At 39.4% G+C, this 17,880-nt stretch carries 15 protein-coding genes and 17 tRNA genes; 7 read left to right on the top strand and 25 right to left on the bottom strand.

The window, feature by feature from the left end:
• Positions 1 to 36 precede the first annotated feature (36 nt).
• From ABE099_RS19985 to ABE099_RS19955, 7 genes are all read right to left on the bottom strand, one after another.
• Positions 37 to 690, bottom strand: coding sequence for a response regulator (locus ABE099_RS19985; RefSeq protein WP_430033255.1), 654 nt, complete (start codon positions 688 to 690; stop codon positions 37 to 39).
• On the bottom strand, positions 677 to 1,744 hold the full coding sequence (locus ABE099_RS19980; protein ID WP_430033252.1) for a sensor histidine kinase: 1,068 nt from the start codon (positions 1,742 to 1,744) through the stop codon (positions 677 to 679). Before ABE099_RS19980 ends, ABE099_RS19985 begins: the two co-directional genes overlap by 14 nt.
• 41 nt (positions 1,745 to 1,785) lie before the next feature.
• The gene (gene liaF / locus ABE099_RS19975; RefSeq protein ID WP_430033250.1) at positions 1,786 to 2,436 is read right to left on the bottom strand and encodes a cell wall-active antibiotics response protein LiaF; all 651 of its coding nucleotides are present in this window, start codon (positions 2,434 to 2,436) and stop codon (positions 1,786 to 1,788) included.
• A gap of 127 nt (positions 2,437 to 2,563) precedes the next feature.
• On the bottom strand, positions 2,564 to 3,271 hold the full coding sequence (locus ABE099_RS19970; protein WP_430033248.1) for a PspA/IM30 family protein: 708 nt from the start codon (positions 3,269 to 3,271) through the stop codon (positions 2,564 to 2,566).
• A 1-nt stretch (position 3,272) separates the two neighbouring features.
• The gene (locus ABE099_RS19965) at positions 3,273 to 3,755 is read right to left on the bottom strand and encodes a PspC domain-containing protein (protein WP_430033246.1); all 483 of its coding nucleotides are present in this window, start codon (positions 3,753 to 3,755) and stop codon (positions 3,273 to 3,275) included.
• 5 nt (positions 3,756 to 3,760) lie between these two features.
• Positions 3,761 to 4,429: a PspA/IM30 family protein gene (locus ABE099_RS19960; protein ID WP_430033244.1), complete on the bottom strand. Its 669-nt coding sequence runs from the start codon at positions 4,427 to 4,429 to the stop codon at positions 3,761 to 3,763.
• A gap of 58 nt (positions 4,430 to 4,487) precedes the next feature.
• On the bottom strand, positions 4,488 to 4,787 hold the full coding sequence (locus ABE099_RS19955) for a LiaF transmembrane domain-containing protein (protein ID WP_210089154.1): 300 nt from the start codon (positions 4,785 to 4,787) through the stop codon (positions 4,488 to 4,490).
• A 336-nt stretch (positions 4,788 to 5,123) separates the two neighbouring features.
• On the opposite strand from ABE099_RS19955, the gene ABE099_RS19950 reads away from it, so the two are divergent.
• Together ABE099_RS19950 and ABE099_RS19945 are read left to right on the top strand one after the other, a co-directional pair.
• Positions 5,124 to 5,618, top strand: coding sequence for a cation:proton antiporter regulatory subunit (locus ABE099_RS19950; protein ID WP_430033242.1), 495 nt, complete (start codon positions 5,124 to 5,126; stop codon positions 5,616 to 5,618).
• A complete protein-coding gene (locus ABE099_RS19945) occupies positions 5,605 to 6,447 on the top strand; it encodes a YitT family protein (RefSeq protein WP_430033240.1) in 843 nt (280 codons plus the stop codon). The genes ABE099_RS19950 and ABE099_RS19945 overlap by 14 nt, the downstream gene beginning before the upstream one ends.
• A gap of 83 nt (positions 6,448 to 6,530) precedes the next feature.
• Here the strand turns inward: ABE099_RS19945 and ABE099_RS19940 are convergent, their stop codons facing one another.
• Positions 6,531 to 8,267, bottom strand: a complete 1,737-nt coding sequence (locus ABE099_RS19940; RefSeq protein ID WP_430033237.1) for an ABC transporter ATP-binding protein — start codon at positions 8,265 to 8,267, stop codon at positions 6,531 to 6,533.
• Positions 8,268 to 8,487: 220 nt separating this feature from the next.
• Between ABE099_RS19940 and ABE099_RS19935 the strand changes: the two genes are divergently transcribed.
• The 5 genes from ABE099_RS19935 to ABE099_RS19915 all read left to right on the top strand — a co-directional run bounded on the left by ABE099_RS19935 (position 8,488) and on the right by ABE099_RS19915 (position 16,053).
• A complete protein-coding gene (locus ABE099_RS19935; RefSeq protein ID WP_430033235.1) occupies positions 8,488 to 9,939 on the top strand; it encodes an ABC transporter permease subunit in 1,452 nt (483 codons plus the stop codon).
• A gap of 13 nt (positions 9,940 to 9,952) precedes the next feature.
• Positions 9,953 to 11,428: an ABC transporter permease gene (locus tag ABE099_RS19930; protein WP_430033233.1), complete on the top strand. Its 1,476-nt coding sequence runs from the start codon at positions 9,953 to 9,955 to the stop codon at positions 11,426 to 11,428.
• Positions 11,429 to 11,764: 336 nt separating this feature from the next.
• A complete protein-coding gene (locus ABE099_RS19925; protein WP_430033231.1) occupies positions 11,765 to 13,585 on the top strand; it encodes an ABC transporter substrate-binding protein in 1,821 nt (606 codons plus the stop codon).
• A gap of 448 nt (positions 13,586 to 14,033) precedes the next feature.
• On the top strand, positions 14,034 to 15,317 hold the full coding sequence (locus tag ABE099_RS19920; protein ID WP_430033229.1) for an MFS transporter: 1,284 nt from the start codon (positions 14,034 to 14,036) through the stop codon (positions 15,315 to 15,317).
• Between the two features lie 121 nt (positions 15,318 to 15,438).
• A complete protein-coding gene (locus ABE099_RS19915) occupies positions 15,439 to 16,053 on the top strand; it encodes a LysE family translocator (protein WP_430033227.1) in 615 nt (204 codons plus the stop codon).
• Between the two features lie 87 nt (positions 16,054 to 16,140).
• On the opposite strand, the gene ABE099_RS19910 is transcribed toward ABE099_RS19915, so the two are convergent.
• The 17 genes from ABE099_RS19910 to ABE099_RS19830 all read right to left on the bottom strand — a co-directional run bounded on the left by ABE099_RS19910 (position 16,141) and on the right by ABE099_RS19830 (position 17,842).
• Positions 16,141 to 16,219: transfer RNA gene (locus tag ABE099_RS19910), tRNA-Leu, on the bottom strand.
• 72 nt (positions 16,220 to 16,291) lie between these two features.
• Positions 16,292 to 16,380 (bottom strand) — tRNA-Leu (locus tag ABE099_RS19905).
• A 14-nt stretch (positions 16,381 to 16,394) separates the two neighbouring features.
• A tRNA-Cys gene (locus ABE099_RS19900) sits at positions 16,395 to 16,468 on the bottom strand.
• A gap of 6 nt (positions 16,469 to 16,474) precedes the next feature.
• A tRNA-Gly gene (locus ABE099_RS19895) sits at positions 16,475 to 16,549 on the bottom strand.
• A 7-nt stretch (positions 16,550 to 16,556) separates the two neighbouring features.
• Positions 16,557 to 16,631, bottom strand: a tRNA-Gln gene (locus ABE099_RS19890).
• A gap of 18 nt (positions 16,632 to 16,649) precedes the next feature.
• Positions 16,650 to 16,722: transfer RNA gene (locus ABE099_RS19885), tRNA-His, on the bottom strand.
• Between the two features lie 64 nt (positions 16,723 to 16,786).
• Positions 16,787 to 16,862, bottom strand: a tRNA-His gene (locus ABE099_RS19880).
• Positions 16,863 to 16,884: 22 nt separating this feature from the next.
• A tRNA-Trp gene (locus ABE099_RS19875) sits at positions 16,885 to 16,958 on the bottom strand.
• Between the two features lie 10 nt (positions 16,959 to 16,968).
• Positions 16,969 to 17,053: transfer RNA gene (locus ABE099_RS19870), tRNA-Tyr, on the bottom strand.
• Positions 17,054 to 17,057: 4 nt separating this feature from the next.
• Positions 17,058 to 17,133 (bottom strand) — tRNA-Thr (locus ABE099_RS19865).
• Positions 17,134 to 17,155: 22 nt separating this feature from the next.
• Positions 17,156 to 17,231 (bottom strand) — tRNA-Phe (locus tag ABE099_RS19860).
• A gap of 32 nt (positions 17,232 to 17,263) precedes the next feature.
• Positions 17,264 to 17,340, bottom strand: a tRNA-Asp gene (locus ABE099_RS19855).
• A gap of 17 nt (positions 17,341 to 17,357) precedes the next feature.
• A tRNA-Met gene (locus ABE099_RS19850) sits at positions 17,358 to 17,431 on the bottom strand.
• A gap of 13 nt (positions 17,432 to 17,444) precedes the next feature.
• Positions 17,445 to 17,520: transfer RNA gene (locus tag ABE099_RS19845), tRNA-Val, on the bottom strand.
• 56 nt (positions 17,521 to 17,576) lie between these two features.
• Positions 17,577 to 17,651: transfer RNA gene (locus ABE099_RS19840), tRNA-Glu, on the bottom strand.
• A gap of 20 nt (positions 17,652 to 17,671) precedes the next feature.
• Positions 17,672 to 17,763, bottom strand: a tRNA-Ser gene (locus ABE099_RS19835).
• Positions 17,764 to 17,766: 3 nt separating this feature from the next.
• Positions 17,767 to 17,842 (bottom strand) — tRNA-Asn (locus ABE099_RS19830).
• Positions 17,843 to 17,880: the final 38 nt, after the last annotated feature.

Below are 17,880 nucleotides of genomic sequence, written 5' to 3'. Positions count from 1 at the left end.
AATCATATTATCCTGTTATTCATGCTCTTTACTGTATTACTCCGCTAATCCATTTTTATAAGCGTAGATAGCCGCCTGTGTACGATCATCTACACCTAGCTTAGCTAAAATGTTAGTCACATGGAATTTAACAGTTTTCACGCCAATGATCAGATCATCCGCGATGTCTTGATTCGATTTACCTTGCGCTAATAAGCGAAGCACATCCATTTCGCGCTCTGTTAATTCTTCATAAGCAGGAGTCTCTGGCTTAGGCTGACGCAAACGATTCATCATTTTAGACGCAACCTGTGATTCAAGCACCGATTGACCTCTTGCCGCCGCACGAATGGCCTCCGCAATCTCAGAAGCCCGAGATGTTTTTAGCAAATAACTAAATGCGCCTGCCTCAATTACAGGGTACATTTTTTCATCGTCCAAATAACTTGTTAACACAATAACTTTACAATTAGGATTCAGCTTAAGTAGCTCACGCGTTGTTTCAATGCCATCCATCCCATCCATAACCAAATCCATTAATACAACATCTGGCTTATACTCCTGAACAAGTCGAATGCCCTCTTCGCCGTTACTCGCCTCACCTACAACCTCAATTCCATCCTCTGTACCAAGTACAGCCGCAAGGCCAATTCTCACCATTTCATGATCGTCTACGAGTAGCACTTTGATATCTTCATTATCGTTCTCCATGCTCCAATCCCCCCATCTCATCACTCATTAAAGGTATCGATATCTCAATACGTGTTCCTTTGCCGGTTGCAGTTATGAACTGAATTGAACCCCCAACCTCATGCACACGTTCTTGCATCGTTGATAAACCATAAGAGGTCTGCTTTTTATCATCTAGCTCAAAGCCAATGCCGTTATCTCTCAACGTCACTTTTATGACCTCGCCACGCCGATGAATTTTAATTTCCATTTTATCTGCTTTAGCATGACGTAATGTATTAGACATCGCCTCTTGAATAATACGAAATAAGTGATTTTCAATCCCTTTTCCTAAAGTAAGGTTTTCATCCATTTCAAGCACCAGATCCATCGGAACTTTTGTTTTTAGCTCCTGTACTAAATCCAGTAGGCCTTGCGATAATTCCTTGCCCTCTAAATACACCGGACGTAAGTGAAGCAACAAAGCTCTCATTTCCGACTGAGCAACTGAAGCCATTTCCTCGATTAATTCCACTTGTCTTCTTGCCTTTTCAAAATCTTTATCCATAGTTCTGCCCACCGCAGTTGCTGTCATCGAAATGGCGAACAATTGCTGAGACACCGCATCATGCAACTCTCGTGCTAAACGTTGTCGTTCCTCTACAATAGCTGAAATTCTAGCTTGCTCGGCTAGCTGAGCATTATGTGTAGACAATCGTTGTAAGGAACCAACCTGCTCCTCCCAGCGTTTACCTATCCGCTCCATCTGCTCGGCTAATCTTCCAATCTCATCTTCACCAAGCTTAGGCACGGTTCCCGTCTGATTTCCTTTTTCCCATTGTACAAGAGAAGCCCTCAGCAAATCCACCTTGCGCTTCGCACGATAGGATTGTAGAAAACCACCACCACCACCAATAATTACAATGAGACACAGCAAGGTGATTCCTGCTCTAATCCCTGTTCTCCATGATGTAGGAGGAATTAAAAAATCATATGTATATAAAATATAAACAACAGCAAGGACAACAACAAACGAAACTAAAATACCCTCCCGCATGCTACGTGATAACATATCCTTTGAACGTTTAACCTCCATGCAGGAGCCTCCTTTAGTAAACTTATTTTAAATAAACATTTCTATATAAATTTAATATCAACATCGCCAACTAAATAAGAAATTACAATTTTCACTTTATACTCATTTTGCTCATATTGCGGTGACTTCCAATATAATCTATTCATCATGCCTGTCGTTTTTTCATCTCTAAAGTTCAGCTTACCAAATAACACAAATACCTCTATATCTACACCATAATCCATAGGAATCGTGAGATCAACATCACCAACAATTCCTTGGAAAATTACAATATGGGAATGTTCCTCTTCAATTGCAAGTGACAAGTCAATGTCGAGCTCTCCAACAATGTGCCACATGCTAGTGTTGCGTAATACCCATGGATCACGATCCCATTGGATATTTGTCGTAATGCTTTGCTTTTGCGTATAATTACGATCGGCTTGTACCTTTCTCACCTTTGCAAAATAAAACCCAAGCGAAATCATAATAATAGCTGCCACAAGCATGAAATTTTTTAACAAAATTAACCCGCTACCAATTGCAACCAAAATATAGCCTTGGCGTACATCTTCACCTTTACGGATTTTATAAATACCTAGACTTAATACCAGCAGTGCGACAACACTAAAAAACCCTAAATGCTTTCCGAAAATAATCAGAAAACTAAAAGCAATAAACCCAAACAATAGGAGTTTTTTTGGTTTGTTCATGTCACACCTCCATCTTCTGCAAAAAGTACCACTTTGTAAAATTGGCAAAAGCCATCTCAGCGATTGCTGTATGGCTTTTTACCAACTTGATTAGCATAACATATTCCATGTTTTACGTGTATAGCTATTATTCAGAAACGTTATCCTTTGATGCAGAGCTAGAAGGATTTAATTTGGATTTTAATGCTTCCAATTGTTGATCTACCTTCATTTGCTTTTCTGCTTCTTCTGGGCTGATATAAGAAGAGGTTGCAGTGTCACGATATACGATACCGGATACTTCTGCTTCTGCCTCTAATTGCATAATTTTTTCCTCCATACGGTGGAAGCCAAGAGAAGCATGACCACTTTCGATGCTGTTAAGGCTACTTAATTGGGACATTTGCTTTCTAGCCTTCGCCATTTGTGCACGACTAACCAATTCGTTACGTTTATTGCGAAGCTTATAGAATTCATCTTTCATGTCATGCAATTGTTGTTTTAATTCAGAAGCATGTACTTCTGCTTGTGCATGTAATTGACTAAATTCATTTTGCTTTTGATCATAGTTCAATTTTTCTTCAAGCAATTTACGAGCAACTTCCTCTTGTCCGTTACGAAGAGCAAGCTCTGCTTGGCTCTCACGTTGTGCTGACACACGAATCGCTTCGTCTAAACGTTGCTTCATACGACGTTCGTTTGCCATTTGCTTAGCCACTGTGACTTCCGCATCACGGATTTCTGCCTCCATGTCACGTAAGTACTGGTTAAGCATTACAATTGGATCCTCAACCTTATCCAACATTTCATTAACAGATGCTTTAGTGATATCTTTAATTCTTTTGAATACTCCCATTTTATTTATCTCCCTTCTCATTCTCGTAGTTATTTAACTTTTTGCGAAGCTCTTTTAGTTCTTTTTCCATTGCTTTTTTCTCAATATCCTTCATCATATCGTCTAGACTTGATGTAGGCTCTTGCACTGTATTGGGATTAGGATTGGAATATCCTTGGTTATAAGGGTTATAAGGTGGCTGTTGTCTAGTGTTGTAATCCTGATTAGGTCCTCCCATATTCCATGGGCCACTCGAACCACCTTGACCTCCTCTTCCTCCCCGATGTCCCCATTCATTGTAATAAGGATCATTGGGATGACGTGGTTCATTAGGAACAACTAAGGATGCCAAGAAATAAAGAAGGATAACGGTTCCGCTAGAGAAAATCACAACGAATATCATAATGACTCTCAAAAGCGTTGAGTCCAAATTAAAATGATTCGCTAACCCACCAAGTAACCCCGTTACTTTGTTATCATATCTGGAGCGATAAAGCTTATTCATCTTACTCACTCCCCATCCTTCGGCTTAAGCTTCTGCTTCAAACGACTTAGCTCTTGCTCCAACGTAGACTGAATATTACCGCTAATGTCGTTAAAAAGATCCTCTCCATTTTTGCGTAAATCTCTAAGGCTACGTGCCTCAAGCTCCATATCAGAAACTCGATCTTCAAGACGTCCGAACATTTTAGGTACATCTTGATTATTTCCCATACGTTGATTCATTCTTTGCTGAAGACGTAGGGTTTCCATTCTAGCATGGTAATATTGGCGCTTGTTATACACGATTTGATACTCTGTTTTAAGTTCATTAAGCTGAGCCTCTAACTCTTGGAGTGATTCTAAGCTTTGTGTATACAATCCTGTGTATTGTTCCATTTTTTCTTCATATATAATCTTTTCTTGTAAAGCAAGCTTAGCCAAATGCTCTTCATCAGCCTTTAGCGCCAATAACGCTTGCTCTTCTCGCTTATCTCGCATCACTTTAGCTTGATCAACCTGCTGCTTCAAGCTTTTAGTGTGATTGTAATAATGATGATGCAACTTCTCAGCTTCTGCAATTTCCCGTCTTGTCTCATTTAAAAATTGATCTATTAAAGTAACAGGATCTTGGGATTGCTCAAGCTTTTCATTTAAAGTTGCGACTGTAATGTCTCGTACTCGTTGAAACACACCCATAACATCTCATCCCTCCTGACGACTAAACAGCTTTTCAATTTCATTTATATTTTATTAATTAGTAGTTACGTCTACCATTACTAAGTGCAGATATTCCGTATACGATCAACCCGATACCAAGCAACGGAACAATTAGCCATGCAAGCTTAGATAGTAAGGATAGGATACCGAAGAATAAAATGATCCAGCCAAAAAATGAATTTCCTCGACGAATCCCATAGTAACCAAGAGCGATCAGCAACAGACTGAAAATGACTCCAAACAAACTTCCTAAAAGCGGGGTGAATTTTCCTATTAAGATCAGTACCCCCATCACAATTAAAACGATAGCAAAGCTATTTGGCTGACTTCTTCTCATTGATTATCACCGCCTTTCGTTGTCATCAACCTTATACTCTTATTCTAGATATTTCTTTCACTTTTCAAAACAGACTACAGACGGTTTTTATACTAGACCTAAGTCGAGGTTAGTTTTAGTTTTTGCATCACTTTGCGCTTTGAGATACTTTTGATTGTATGATATCCTTATTATAGCTGAGCGGGTAACATCGCTATAGTTTCGTTAATTTCCACTTAAATAGTAATATTGTTTTAATACTAATGTAAATGTAATTTATGAGTATGTTTCTAGCCGTTTATTGATTTGGCATTACTTATTACTTATCGTATTACTTATATTGGAGGCTTGGATCAAATGAATCTCAAAGAAACCGAAATACCAGGCGTTGGCAAACAATTTGTCGCTGAAGCTCGTAGTGGTGACAAAATCTCGATCGTGATCCATAACGATGGACGACGTGAAATGAAACACTTTGAACATAGCAATCCTGATGAGAGTGCTTCGATGATTACACTTGAGGATGATGAAGCAAGATATATCTCTGCTATTATTGGCGGAATTACGTACACCCCTACTGCACTTGAAAATATTGAAGTCGCACTTGGTGATATTACAATTGAGTGGTATAAGCTAGAACCACATTATAAATCGATTGGCAAAACAATTGGTGAACTTCGTATTCGTCAGCGTTCAAGCGCTACTATTATTGCTGTCATTGAAAAAAACCATACGAAGCATATTAATCCAGGAGCAGATACACTGCTAACTGTAGATGCAACTGTTGTCGTGATCGGAGAGCGACTCCATCAGCAACAAATTAGACAGATCCTATTAAATGGAAGTGCTTAAAAAAATAAAAGTTTCAAAAATTGTCGGGATCATAACAGGTGCAATTTTAGCCGCGATTGGCTTAGAATTGTTTTTAATGCCACATGGCATTGTTGTAGGCGGAATGACAGGATTATCTGCGTTAATGTCTTTCTACACTGAAATGAGACTTGGCTTATTTTTATTTATGCTTAACATTCCGTTTATTGTTTTGCAATATCGTTATATTAGAACTTCCTTTAACTTATTAACCATTCTAGCTATTTTAGTGCTGTCGACGGGAACCATTCTTCTTCATCCCTTCCCAGCACTATTTGATAGTCCAATCGCTGCGGCGATGAGTGGTGGCATTTCATTAGGACTTGGCATAGGATTAGTAATTCGCTTTGGAGGTCATCTAGATACTGCTGAAAAAGCGGTGGCTTGGATAAATTTCAAATTGCCATTACCAGCGGAATGGTTAATGTTAATATTAAATTGTAGCATTTTAATTTTTGCAGGCTTTTTTTTAGGACTTGAGCAGGCTATTTATTCAATTATTGCTTATTACTTAGCTTTTGAAGGTATTAAATTACCTTTAAGACATTTTCGAGTAGCAAGAACACTAAGTATTGTTAGTGGCAAAAGTAATGACATTGCAAATGAGTTGCGACAACGCCTTAATCTACAGTGCACTCCCTTATCCTCAAAAATTAGGGGTGACGCTGAGATAGTAACCCTGTTATGTAAGGTTCGACATTGGGAAGAATTAAGGTTACGGGCGATTGTTCAAGAAATCGATAAAGAGGCAGACATTGCGTTATATCAATACAGCGCCAATGAAACTCCTCCCACATCACCGACACAATAAAAAAAGCAACCCCAATCATGTTGAACTTGGGTATACCCCTAGTCCTTCGTGATTGAATGTTGCTTTTTATTTTGTTTTACCGCCTACACTGGCATAGCTACATAATGACCTTCAGAAACTTCTACCAGCTTCGAGTGCTCAACACCATAATCGTCATGATTATCGTAATATTCCTCTAGCGTCAACCGACGCTTTTGACTTTCAATTTTAGGATCAGGTACTGGAATCGCAGATAACAATTTTTTTGTATATTCGTGTTGAGGATTGCTATACAGCTCCTCACTTTCCGCCATCTCTACGATTTTACCCATATACATAACCGCAACACGATCACTAATATGCTTCACCATAGACAAATCATGAGCAATAAACAAATAAGTTAGCCCTAGACGTTGCTGTAACTCTTCAAGCAGCTTAACAATCTGAGATTGAATGGATACATCCAAAGCAGACAACGGCTCATCACATACGATAAATTTAGGCTCTACAGCAAGCGCTCGTGCAATTCCGATCCGTTGACGTTGTCCCCCTGAAAACTCATGTGGATACCTTGAAGCAAACGCAGGATCGAGTCCCACCATATCAAGCAATTCCTCCACGCGATATTTCCGCTTCTCTTTACTTCCCCCCAGCTGGTGTACATCTAAAGCTTCTCCGATAATATCCAATACCTTTAATCTCGGGTTTAAGGAGGCGTAAGGGTCTTGGAAAATCATCTGCATATGCTTGCGCATCACTTTCATTTCAGCCGCTTTTAGTCGATTTACAGCAACACCTTGATATAAGATATCCCCTTGGGTTGGCTCATGTAGACGTAAAATTGCTCTACCTGTTGTCGATTTCCCGCAGCCAGACTCTCCTACTACTCCTAAAGTTTCACCTTCATGGATATGGAAGCTTATATCGTTCACTGCCTTTAAAATATTACCTTTACCAAGATTAAAATGCTGACTTAACGAATTAACTTGAAGGATTGGCTTAGCATTTCCACCCGTGATCACCGTTGGTGTTGCTTTAGGCTTTTTCTTATCATCTAAACGTGGCAAAGCATGAAGTAGCTTTAATGTATAGGGATGCTGTGGGTTTTCGAAAATTTCAGTCGTGCTCCCTCTTTCCACGATAACGCCATCCTTCATTACAAGCACCTGATCACACATACCAGCAACGACACCTAAATCATGCGTAATTAAAATAATTGAGGTACCAAATCTTTCCTGTATATTTTTCATCAAATTAAGGATTTGTGCTTGAACCGTTACATCTAGCGCGGTAGTAGGCTCATCTGCAATTAATAAAGCAGGTCTACAAGCTAAAGCAATTGCGATCATCACCCGTTGGCGCATCCCCCCCGAGAATTCATGTGGGTATTGTTCAAATCTACGCTCACTGTCCCTAATCCCAACTAACTTTAACATCTCAATTGCTTCTTTTTTAGCTTCCTTCTTAGATAACTTCTGATGCTTAATTAAGCTCTCCGCAATTTGCTTTCCTATTTTAATCGTAGGATTTAGGGAGGTCATTGGATCTTGAAAAATCATCCCCATATCTTTCCCACGTATCGCTTCCATTTCTTTTTCGGAATATTGTGCTAAATCTTGTCCTAAAAAAATAACCTCCCCGTCCTTCATAAAAGAAGGTGGAGATGGCAGCAATCGCATAATAGATCTAGCGGTAACACTTTTTCCACTACCGGATTCACCGACAATACCGAGTGTTTCTCCTCTTTTTACCTCAAAGCTAACGCCACGTACGGCTTCTATTTCTTGCTCGCGTCCTTGAAATGACACTGTTAGATTTTTCACTTGGAGTATGGAATCCATCCCAAAGTCACCTACCCATAAATAATTTGCAATTGGACATTATATAAATGTAAAAAAAGTAGTATTGTACTTATTAAAGATATCTTACTTTATTATAGAGACTGTACTTATTATAAAGAATTACTTATTATAATGATAGCTTGACATAAAAAATAAGCTAAAATAAAATATACTATATCGATCGGAATAATGCAAAACTTAAAATCGAGGAGAATGTATGATGGCACAACCTTCACCGAACCATCGCCAGCACCAGCCTAAATATACAAATTTAATTACAACTAATTATAATAAAGCACTTTTAAATCCTGCGTACAGGTATTTTATATATATATTAGGGGCGCCTGTCCATCTCTTTATTTTAATCTATTATTTATGGAATAGAAAAAGGGATTCTTATCAAGTTGCAATGGAAGAAGTCACGAACAAACTTGTTGCTTCAGGTTATAAAGAAAAGCTAATCCTTGAGCTTCGAGAGCAGGCTATAGCTAAACAAAAGTTTTTTAATGAACAGATAGATGAAGCTAAGCAAAATAAAGAAGTAGAACAGCTTGCAACCATTAAGCTGAAAGAAAAAGCGATAGAAGAAGTAAATAAACAACTTGAATTAAAGCAGACTGAAAAACTGTCGTTGTCCAATACCTTTTCTATCTTAATGAAAACAAATTGGTTTTTTCCAATAAGCTTAATCCCTGGAATTTTGATGTATGCCCTAATATTCATCTATAGTCAAACTTATTTGAAGTTTATATTTGAACGATTAGTTATGGCTTTATTTGTAATTCTGGGAGTATCCACACTCGTCTTTACCATTTTGCATTTATCACCGATGACTCCTGCTCGCAATATTCTTGGTGAAACCGCGACGACAGAGCAGATTATGAAGTTTAATGCGATATATGGTTTGGATCAGCCTTATCTTGTTCAGCTATGGCACACCATTAAAGGGATCTTTACCTTTGACTTAGGGAACTCCTTTGCCGGCAATGAAAACGTAACAAGCGCCATTGCAAGGAAATTCCCAATTACGTTAACCCTAACGATCATTTCATTATTTGTCTCGATGCTTATTGCTATACCTGTTGGAATTATATCCGCAACAAAACGGAATACATTTTGGGACTATTCCTTCATGTTTATTGCACTCATTGGATTATCCATCCCAAGCTTCTGGCAAGGGTTAATCTTTATCTTAAACTTTTCAATCAAGCTAGGACTATTACCAGCAACCTATAATCCACAAAATGCATTATCCATAATAATGCCAGTCATTGTATTAGGTACAGGACTGTCGGCGGCAGTGGCAAGAATGACTCGTTCGTCAATGCTGGAGGTTATTAATGAGGATTATATTTTAACGGCAAAAGCTAAAGGGCTTGCTAAACGACAGGTGCTCCTGAGACATGTGATCAGTAACGCCATGATCCCCATCATTACGGTCATTGGACTGCAATTTGGAGGCATGCTAGGTGGCTCTGCAGTTACCGAAAAAGTATTTAACATTAGTGGGTTAGGTAATTATATTGTGGATAAGCAATTTATCCCTGATATCCCCGCAGTTATGGGTGGTGTCGTATACACCGCAATTACAATCTCACTAATTAACGTTATTATCGATATTATGTACGCCTTCTTTGACCCTAGAATTAGAGCAAAGATGAAACAAAACTAAAGCAGGTGGGGTTATGTACAAATTAAAATCGTCTCAGGATTATAGCCATGCTACGTTTTCCTTTATTATTTCCTTGGTGTTAACAATAATCCTATTGCTGAACAGCTTTGACTTTGCAACGAATTCAATAAACAGCTTTATGTTTTATTTATTTATTGCATATACCTTTTTTACAGTAATACAGGGAATTATTACATGGCGCATACGAAAAGACATTCTTATTAAAGGCGAAATAAGCACCTTTACGCGCAGCTTAGGTTTTTTACAACTGTTAAGTATTTTTACAGCTAATATTTTTGTTGGTGCATCAGGCTTTCAGTTAGTAAAAAAAGAAAAAAATACAGAATACACGCTTGCAGTGTATACATTTCTAACTGGACTATTTGTAATTGGAATTTCGGCTTTAAACTTATTTAAGCCTTATGTATCTAATACATTTATACCTGCCATGCTTGTTTTAATTTTATTTATGGTATTTCACTTGATTGTTTTATTACTCATATCAAAATTTGTTGTTAATCATTATGCACCAAAATGGATGCTCCCTATCGCCTTCTTGTTAATACTAACCACGATTTCAGGTAACCTATTTGCCTTATTGTTAGGCATTAATTTAATCGTAAAGGTAAAACATAAAGGTGTCGCCGTCACCGCAAAGTGGAAAACGATTTGGGATAAGCTTACGACGAATATTTCAGCAATGGTTGGACTATTTTTTGTCATCTTACTGTTTTCAATTTCAATATGTAGTGTGTATACCTTTGATTATGATATGGCAATTGCCAATAACTATAGTGCCATTTTACAGCCACCTTCGCTGGCTTACCCGTTAGGAACGGACAATTTTGGTAGATGTCTCTTTTCTCGAATTATATTCGGAGCAAGAATTTCATTGATTGTTGGCTTTATCTCTACGCTGATTCCCGTTATTATTGGCGGTATACTGGGTGCCTTAGCAGGTTATTATGGTCGTCATGCAGATAATTGGATTATGCGTTTGTTAGATATTTTGTACGCAATCCCTGGTATTTTGCTTGCTATCGCAATTATTGCGGCATTTGGGGCTAACACGGTCAATTTGATCATTGCATTAAGTGTCGGTGCAATCCCTACCTATGCGAGAACAATGAGGGCTAACGTCTTGATGGTGTCTACTTACGAGTTTGTGGATGCGGCTAGAGCATTTGGGTCCAGTAATTTCAAAATTATTTTCAAGCATATTGTTCCAAATTCACTTGCGCCAATGATTGTGAAGTCTACCCTTACGATTGGTAGTGCAGTCATCGCGACAAGTAGTCTTAGCTTTCTTGGTTTAGGTGTTGAGCCACATATCCCTGAATGGGGAAACATCTTAAAGCTAGGGAGTACGTATTTAGAGACGAATTCTTATTTAGCGATCTACCCTGGGTTAGCCATCATCTTGCTCGTCTTATCCTTTAACTTCTTAGGAGATGGACTACGGGATGCACTTGATCCTAAAATTAGTTGATTAAAATTAGTGGTTGCCAATAATGGAGATGGAAGCTACAAGACAGAGGGTTCTTCCGATCATTGTTAAAACCAGATTTCTTATATTTTCAAAATGATTTGAGGGTGGAAATCTGGTTTTAAAAGATGAACATTTCACTTCTCCAGAATCCCTCTGTCTCTTCGCTAAGTTGGGATGTTGTCAACCGCTAATTTTAAAAGATAGCCCTGAAGTTATCAAACACTCGGTAATATTTTGTAGTTTGAAATGCCCACGTCTTTGTATTCAGCGGCACCTTCAGTCTACAAATTTTATACATTTGCTTCACAATATAAAAACTATTCGGAGGGAATCATCATGAACAAAAAGTCACTGCTTATGCTACTACTCATCTTCACCATCGTAGTAAGCGGATGCTCAGTTAAAACAAAGACAGATACAGCATCCACAGATGGCAAAAACACGACGAACACTGCAAGTGGCGCACCTATTGACATAGAGCTACTTGGCATGAGCCTGAATCAAGATGATATGAATATCATCCGAGATCAATTAACCAAAAATGGTTTCAATGTGAAGCTGAACATTCAACCAGACTACAGCAGCTTCAAAGCACAAGAGGATGCTGGGAACTATGACCTTTCCCTTTCAGGCTGGACAACAGTTACAGGTAACCCTGATTATGCTGTAAGATCATTATTTAAAACAGGCGGAGATTACAGCCGGTTAGCTGACCCAGAAATTGATACTTTGATTGATAAGGCAGCAACTGAAACGCCTGAGCAATATGTAGAAACCTACAAGCAATTAGAGCAAAGACTTGTATTTGATAAAGCGTATATCGCTCCATTGTACATTTCTTTAAAAAGCCAAGCGTTTAACAAAGATATTTTAAATCCAGACAGTGTTCGTTTGTCTAAATCACGCGCGTTAGCATGGGAGCCGATTGACTTTAAAGATACTTCTAAACGTGCAACACAACCATTAGTGCTAACTCAAACGGCATCCAATCTAACTTCTCTTGACCCAATTAAAGGGAATGACGGCTCGATCAATCAGCTTAATACTAATATGTATGTTCGCCTTATTAATTTAACGGATGATGATAAAATCACATCAGAAAATTCATTATCCTACAACTACACCATTGCCGAAGGTAATTCTGAGTATTACTTCTTGTTACGTGACGATATTAACTTCGCTAAAATTGATAAGAAAAAAGCAGTGGATACAGGTGAACGTGTAGGCGCAGATGACGTAGTCTTCTCACTAAATAGAGCAAAAGATAAAAACTCTGTACCTGATCATCGTACGTACAGCTTGCACGAGCACATTAAAAATGTAGAGATCGTAACAGACCTAAGCTCACTTGATAACATCAAACAATCCAATGGCACAGGAACAGTGCGTGAAGCACTTGAAGCTGGGCTAAAAGATAAAGTGACTGGGCTTGTTGCAAACAAAACAGATGCAAACAATGCTGCAGGAAAATACCAAGTAATTAAGCTAACTACAACTGAGCCTTTCCCACAAGTACTTAACTATTTGGCTCACCAATCTGCGGGTATTGTTTCTAAAAAACAAGTCGAAAGCATAAACACTTATGATGTAGCTAAATTTGATGTTAACAAAGACATTCCTTATGGTGATCAAAGCACAGTAACTGAGGGTGCTAAATATAACAACACGTTATATGCAAGTGGTCCTTACATTATGAGCTATAAAAATGACTACGAAGCTATTTTCTTGAAAAACCCTGGTTATCGCAAAGGTACCGATGCAGCAGGTAAAATCGATACTGTAAAGGTTCGCTTCATTCAAGACATGGACAGTGCATTATCAGCGCTACGTAGTGGTGAAGTTCATCTTGTATACGGTGTACCTGAAACCAAATTCGACGTAATTACAAGTGATAGTAAACTTAAATTAACTTCGATTGAAAGCAACGCGGTATCTTACCTCCTATTCAATACAGGAGAACGTCCAGTTGCTAAGAGTGAAAACCTAAGAAAAGCAATTCTGTATTCGATTAATCAAGACGAAATTCTTTCCTTCTACAAAAATAATAAATTCAAAGCCGCATCTACTGTAAGTCCGATCGTAAAAACCGGTAATGAACTTGTTGCAGATGCAAATAAAGTAAAAGAATTTTTAGCGGCATACCGAGCTGAAAAATAACTAACTAATGAAATGATCAAATAAATAAAATGAAGAGCTAATCAAATTGTTTGAAGAACCTTAAATCCACTGTTTAGTGAGATTTGAGGTTCATTTTTTTGTCTCAAACCTTAACTTAGTTTATGTGATCCATAATTTCAGCTTCTGAGCATAGCAAAAATTCATACTTATTCCACATATTGTGGATATATATATTATTTATGTGGATATTCAGTGAGTAAATCCAGTGTTTATTCACAACTTATCAACATTCTTCACAATTCCATACTGTATACCACATATTTAACTATATTCTCTTTTGGTATGTATATAACATGTGCACAATATGTTGATAACTCCAATTTTTAGTGGATAATATTTTCATAAAATAAACAGTGGTCGATTCTTCCGAAAAATTACCTTTCCTGTTAAACTGGAATTACTGTATAGGCAGACTGGAGTGAATAATTTGAGCATTGTACGGCAAATATCTAATAAAATTGGGGGCTGGCCCCGCAACATCCAACTCTTTTTTCTAGCAAGTGTACTGTGCCAAGTTGGGAGTGGTATGTTCTCTGTTTTATATAATGTTTATATCCAAAAACTTGGTTATAATGATACAATGAATGGCCAGATTGTCAGCATTCAGTCATTAGCAACAGCGATTATGTTTATCCCCATTGGTTTGGCTGGTGACAAGTTTGGTCGTAAGAAACTACTCATAGCAGGTGCTTTATTCAGCGGTATTGCTTTAATTGGTCGTTCCTTTGACTACTCTGCGAACGGCTTGATCTGGTTTGCTGTGTTCTCTGGGCTATTTGCCGGAGTATTTCAGATATTATCGATCCCTTATCTTGCTGAAAGTGTGAAGGAAACTCAGCGTCTCAAAATATTCAGCTACTATTCTGCGCTTGTGCTTGCGTCTCAGGTTGTAGGAAGCCTTGGGGGTGGAGTTCTAGCTGACTTGCTTCATCACACCTTTGGAATATCTGAAGTCTTAGGACTACAGATCGTGTTACTCCTTGGCGGAGCAACGACGTTAATCGCTTTTATTCCTTTACTCTTTATCACTGAAACTAAAACCTTACATAGGACAAAACATGAAGATAAAGAACACAGCCAGACTCCAACCGAAGTAAATGCTGATGTTAAAAAAGACTCTGTATTAATTATTCAATTTGTTACAACTCAATTGTTGATTGGTCTAGGTTCTGGGCTTGTTATCCCTTACCTGAATCTGTATTTCACTAATCGTTTCTCATTGTCCATGAGTGGGATGAGTTTACTTCTTGCACTCGGTCAAATCATGACCATTGTATCTATGTTAATTGGCCCTACCCTAGCTAATAGAACAGGTAATGTACGTGCAGTAGTCATTTTTCAGATCATGTCCCTGCCTTTTCTCTTGTTAACAGGGTTCACTAACATACTATTTATAGCTTCAATCAGCTTTCTATTTAGACAAGCCTTAATGAATGCAGCCAATCCAATACAGTCCGCAATTTTAGTTGATCGTATTTCTGACAAACGGCGTGGAATTGCCAACTCCTTAATGCAGACTGCATTTATGGTTGGCTGGGCAACGATGGGCCCCGTTCAGTCCTATCTAGTTACAACCTACGGAACCTACTGGGGTTATGCCATCACATTTAGTATTACAGGAAGTCTCTATGTGATCTCATCACTTATGTATTATATAATGTTCAAAGAAACTAGACCTGCTAACACTACATCTTCAACACCTGGATCTTAAAATCTGATACTTATAACTGATAGAACTTGACCCATAAAATTAACTCATAGAATAAAGCCAGCACACGATATTAGCCCTCTATCGTCGCTGGCTTTTGCAAACTTTTTATAAAGGAGACCTTATGTTATTACTACTTAAAGGCTGCTTCATTGGACTAGCAATTGCAGCTCCAGTTGGTCCTGTTGGCGTAATTTGCATTCGACGTTCACTGGCTCAAGGAGCTAAGTATGGCTTTATTTCTGGCCTAGGTGCAGCAACAGCAGACGCTATATATGGTTGTGTAGCCGCATTTGGCTTTACGTGGCTAACTAGTCTACTAATAGGCTATCAAGCATGGTTTCAATCACTTGGTGGTCTGTTACTAGTTCTACTCGGTATACAAACTTGGTATTCTAAACCGGCTAATCTTAATACTGAAGTTTCAAAGAAAAGTTTGCTTGCAGCTTACGCCTCTGTATTGGCAATTACAATCACAAATCCCATGACCATTTTAGCTTTTGCAGGAATTATTGCAGGGGCAGACATTGCTGTAGCGCATTCAGAGCTTGGCCCTGCTCTTCTATTAGTCGCAGGAGTTTTCACTGGTTCTTTAATCTGGTGGCTCTTTATTTCCTTCACAGCGTCTCGTTTAAGCACTAAAATGAGACCAACTTCATTACTATGGATCAACAGAGCATCTGCTCTACTGATTTGTAGTTTTGGATTATCTGCTCTAATCTCAGCACTCATTCATTAATTACTTAGTATAGAGGCTGGGTAGATAAGATATTTATAAATAAAAAGAGTTCACTAGAGAATTTCTCTAATGAACTCTTTAAACTAATACCGGTGAGAGGACTCGAACCTCCACGGTTTCCCACTCGATTTTGAGTCGAGCGCGTCTGCCATTCCGCCACACCGGCAAATTTTACGATTGCTATACGAACAAATGATACTATAAAAAAATTATACACACCATTTAAGTTTAAGTAAAATGGTGCGGAAGACCAGACTTGAACTGGTACGATAGTCACCTACCGCAGGATTTTAAGTCCTGTGCGTCTGCCGATTCCGCCACTCCCGCATGTGTAATATAAATGGAGGCGCCACCCAGATTTGAACTGGGGATAAAGCTTTTGCAGAGCTGTGCCTTACCACTTGGCTATGGCGCCGTATTATGGAGCGGACGACGGGAATCGAACCCGCGACCCTCGCCTTGGCAAGGCGATGCTCTACCGCTGAGCCACGTCCGCATATAAATGGCTGGGGATATAGGATTCGAACCTATGGGTGACGGAGTCAAAGTCCGTTGCCTTACCGCTTGGCTAATCCCCAATATAATGTAATCAAAAGGGCGATCGATGGGTTTCGAACCCACGAGTGCCGGAACCACAATCCGGTGCGTTAACCCCTTCGCCACGACCGCCACATCAGAAAAAAATCAACCCAATGATTAGATCATAAGGCTCTGTATTACAATCTTAAATTAATGGGGCGGTCGAGGGGAATTGAACCCCCGAATGCCGGATCCACAAACCGGTGCGTTAACCACTTCGCCACGACCGCCACAATGTAAAGAAAGTAATATTGGCAGGGGCAGCAGGAATTGAACCCACACCAACGGTTTTGGAGACCGTTGTTCTACCTTTAAACTATGCCCCTATAAAAAAACTGGTGGGGGCTGATGGATTCGAACCACCGAACTCGACGAGAACAGATTTACAGTCTGCTGCGTTTGGCCACTTCGCTAAGCCCCCACAATGGTGCCGGCGAGAGGACTTGAACCCCCAACCTACTGATTACAAGTCAGTTGCTCTACCAATTGAGCTACACCGGCATATACTATTGTATTACTTAAATGGTGGCTTGGGACGGAATCGAACCGCCGACACAAGGATTTTCAGTCCTTTGCTCTACCGACTGAGCTACCAAGCCATATAAGATTGTATCTGCAATTAGTTCAATAATGGCGGAGCCGACGGGATTCGAACCCGCGGTCTCCTGCGTGACAGGCAGGCATGTTAGGCCTCTACACCACGGCTCCACATTAAGGTATTGCAATTGCGGGGGCAGGATTTGAACCTACGACCTTCGGGTTATGAGCCCGACGAGCTACCGAACTGCTCCACCCCGCGATATTATGTTAAATGGTGGAGGCTGAGGGGCTCGAACCCCCGACCCTCTGCTTGTAAGGCAGATGCTCTCCCAGCTGAGCTAAGCCTCCAAATAACATATACATTTTATTCTAACATATAACTTACTGTGTTAGCAAGTATTAAATGGTGACCCGTAGGGGAATCGAACCCCTGTTACCTCCGTGAAAGGGAGGTGTCTTAACCGCTTGACCAACGGGCCTTAAATGGATTGAATAATAGTGGCGGAGAGAGAGGGATTCGAACCCTCGAGACGCTTGTGACGCCTACACGATTTCCAATCGTGCTCCTTCGGCCAACTCGGACACCTCTCCATATGGCTCCCCGAACAGGACTCGAACCTGTGACAACTCGATTAACAGTCGAGTGCTCTACCAACTGAGCTATCAGGGAATATTATTCATTGATAAATCAAGGTTGTACCTTGAAAA

The organism is Paenibacillus turicensis (genome assembly GCF_050461185.1).
In the GTDB taxonomy this organism is placed as follows: domain Bacteria; phylum Bacillota; class Bacilli; order Paenibacillales; family Paenibacillaceae; genus Fontibacillus; species Fontibacillus turicensis_A.
The sequence above is the reverse complement of the archived record's forward strand: the minus strand, read 5'-3'. Positions and strand labels throughout refer to the sequence as shown.

What these genes read in the sequence shown, in the direction of transcription:
- ABE099_RS19930 (WP_430033233.1), top strand. Translation starts at nt 9,953, where the DNA reads ATGTACAAATTAAAATCGTCTCAGGATTATAGCCATGCTACGTTTTCC.
- ABE099_RS19925 (WP_430033231.1), top strand. Translation starts at nt 11,765, where the DNA reads ATGAACAAAAAGTCACTGCTTATGCTACTACTCATCTTCACCATCGTA.
- ABE099_RS19915 (WP_430033227.1), top strand. Translation starts at nt 15,439, where the DNA reads ATGTTATTACTACTTAAAGGCTGCTTCATTGGACTAGCAATTGCAGCT.
- ABE099_RS19960 (WP_430033244.1), bottom strand. Translation starts at nt 4,429, where the DNA reads ATGGGTGTGTTTCAACGAGTACGAGACATTACAGTCGCAACTTTAAAT.
- ABE099_RS19945 (WP_430033240.1), top strand. Translation starts at nt 5,605, where the DNA reads ATGGAAGTGCTTAAAAAAATAAAAGTTTCAAAAATTGTCGGGATCATA.
- ABE099_RS19940 (WP_430033237.1), bottom strand. Translation starts at nt 8,267, where the DNA reads ATGGATTCCATACTCCAAGTGAAAAATCTAACAGTGTCATTTCAAGGA.
- ABE099_RS19955 (WP_210089154.1), bottom strand. Translation starts at nt 4,787, where the DNA reads ATGAGAAGAAGTCAGCCAAATAGCTTTGCTATCGTTTTAATTGTGATG.
- ABE099_RS19985 (WP_430033255.1), bottom strand. Translation starts at nt 690, where the DNA reads ATGGAGAACGATAATGAAGATATCAAAGTGCTACTCGTAGACGATCAT.
- ABE099_RS19970 (WP_430033248.1), bottom strand. Translation starts at nt 3,271, where the DNA reads ATGGGAGTATTCAAAAGAATTAAAGATATCACTAAAGCATCTGTTAAT.
- ABE099_RS19950 (WP_430033242.1), top strand. Translation starts at nt 5,124, where the DNA reads ATGAATCTCAAAGAAACCGAAATACCAGGCGTTGGCAAACAATTTGTC.
- ABE099_RS19980 (WP_430033252.1), bottom strand. Translation starts at nt 1,744, where the DNA reads ATGGAGGTTAAACGTTCAAAGGATATGTTATCACGTAGCATGCGGGAG.
- ABE099_RS19935 (WP_430033235.1), top strand. Translation starts at nt 8,488, where the DNA reads ATGGCACAACCTTCACCGAACCATCGCCAGCACCAGCCTAAATATACA.
- liaF (WP_430033250.1), bottom strand. Translation starts at nt 2,436, where the DNA reads ATGAACAAACCAAAAAAACTCCTATTGTTTGGGTTTATTGCTTTTAGT.
- ABE099_RS19965 (WP_430033246.1), bottom strand. Translation starts at nt 3,755, where the DNA reads ATGAATAAGCTTTATCGCTCCAGATATGATAACAAAGTAACGGGGTTA.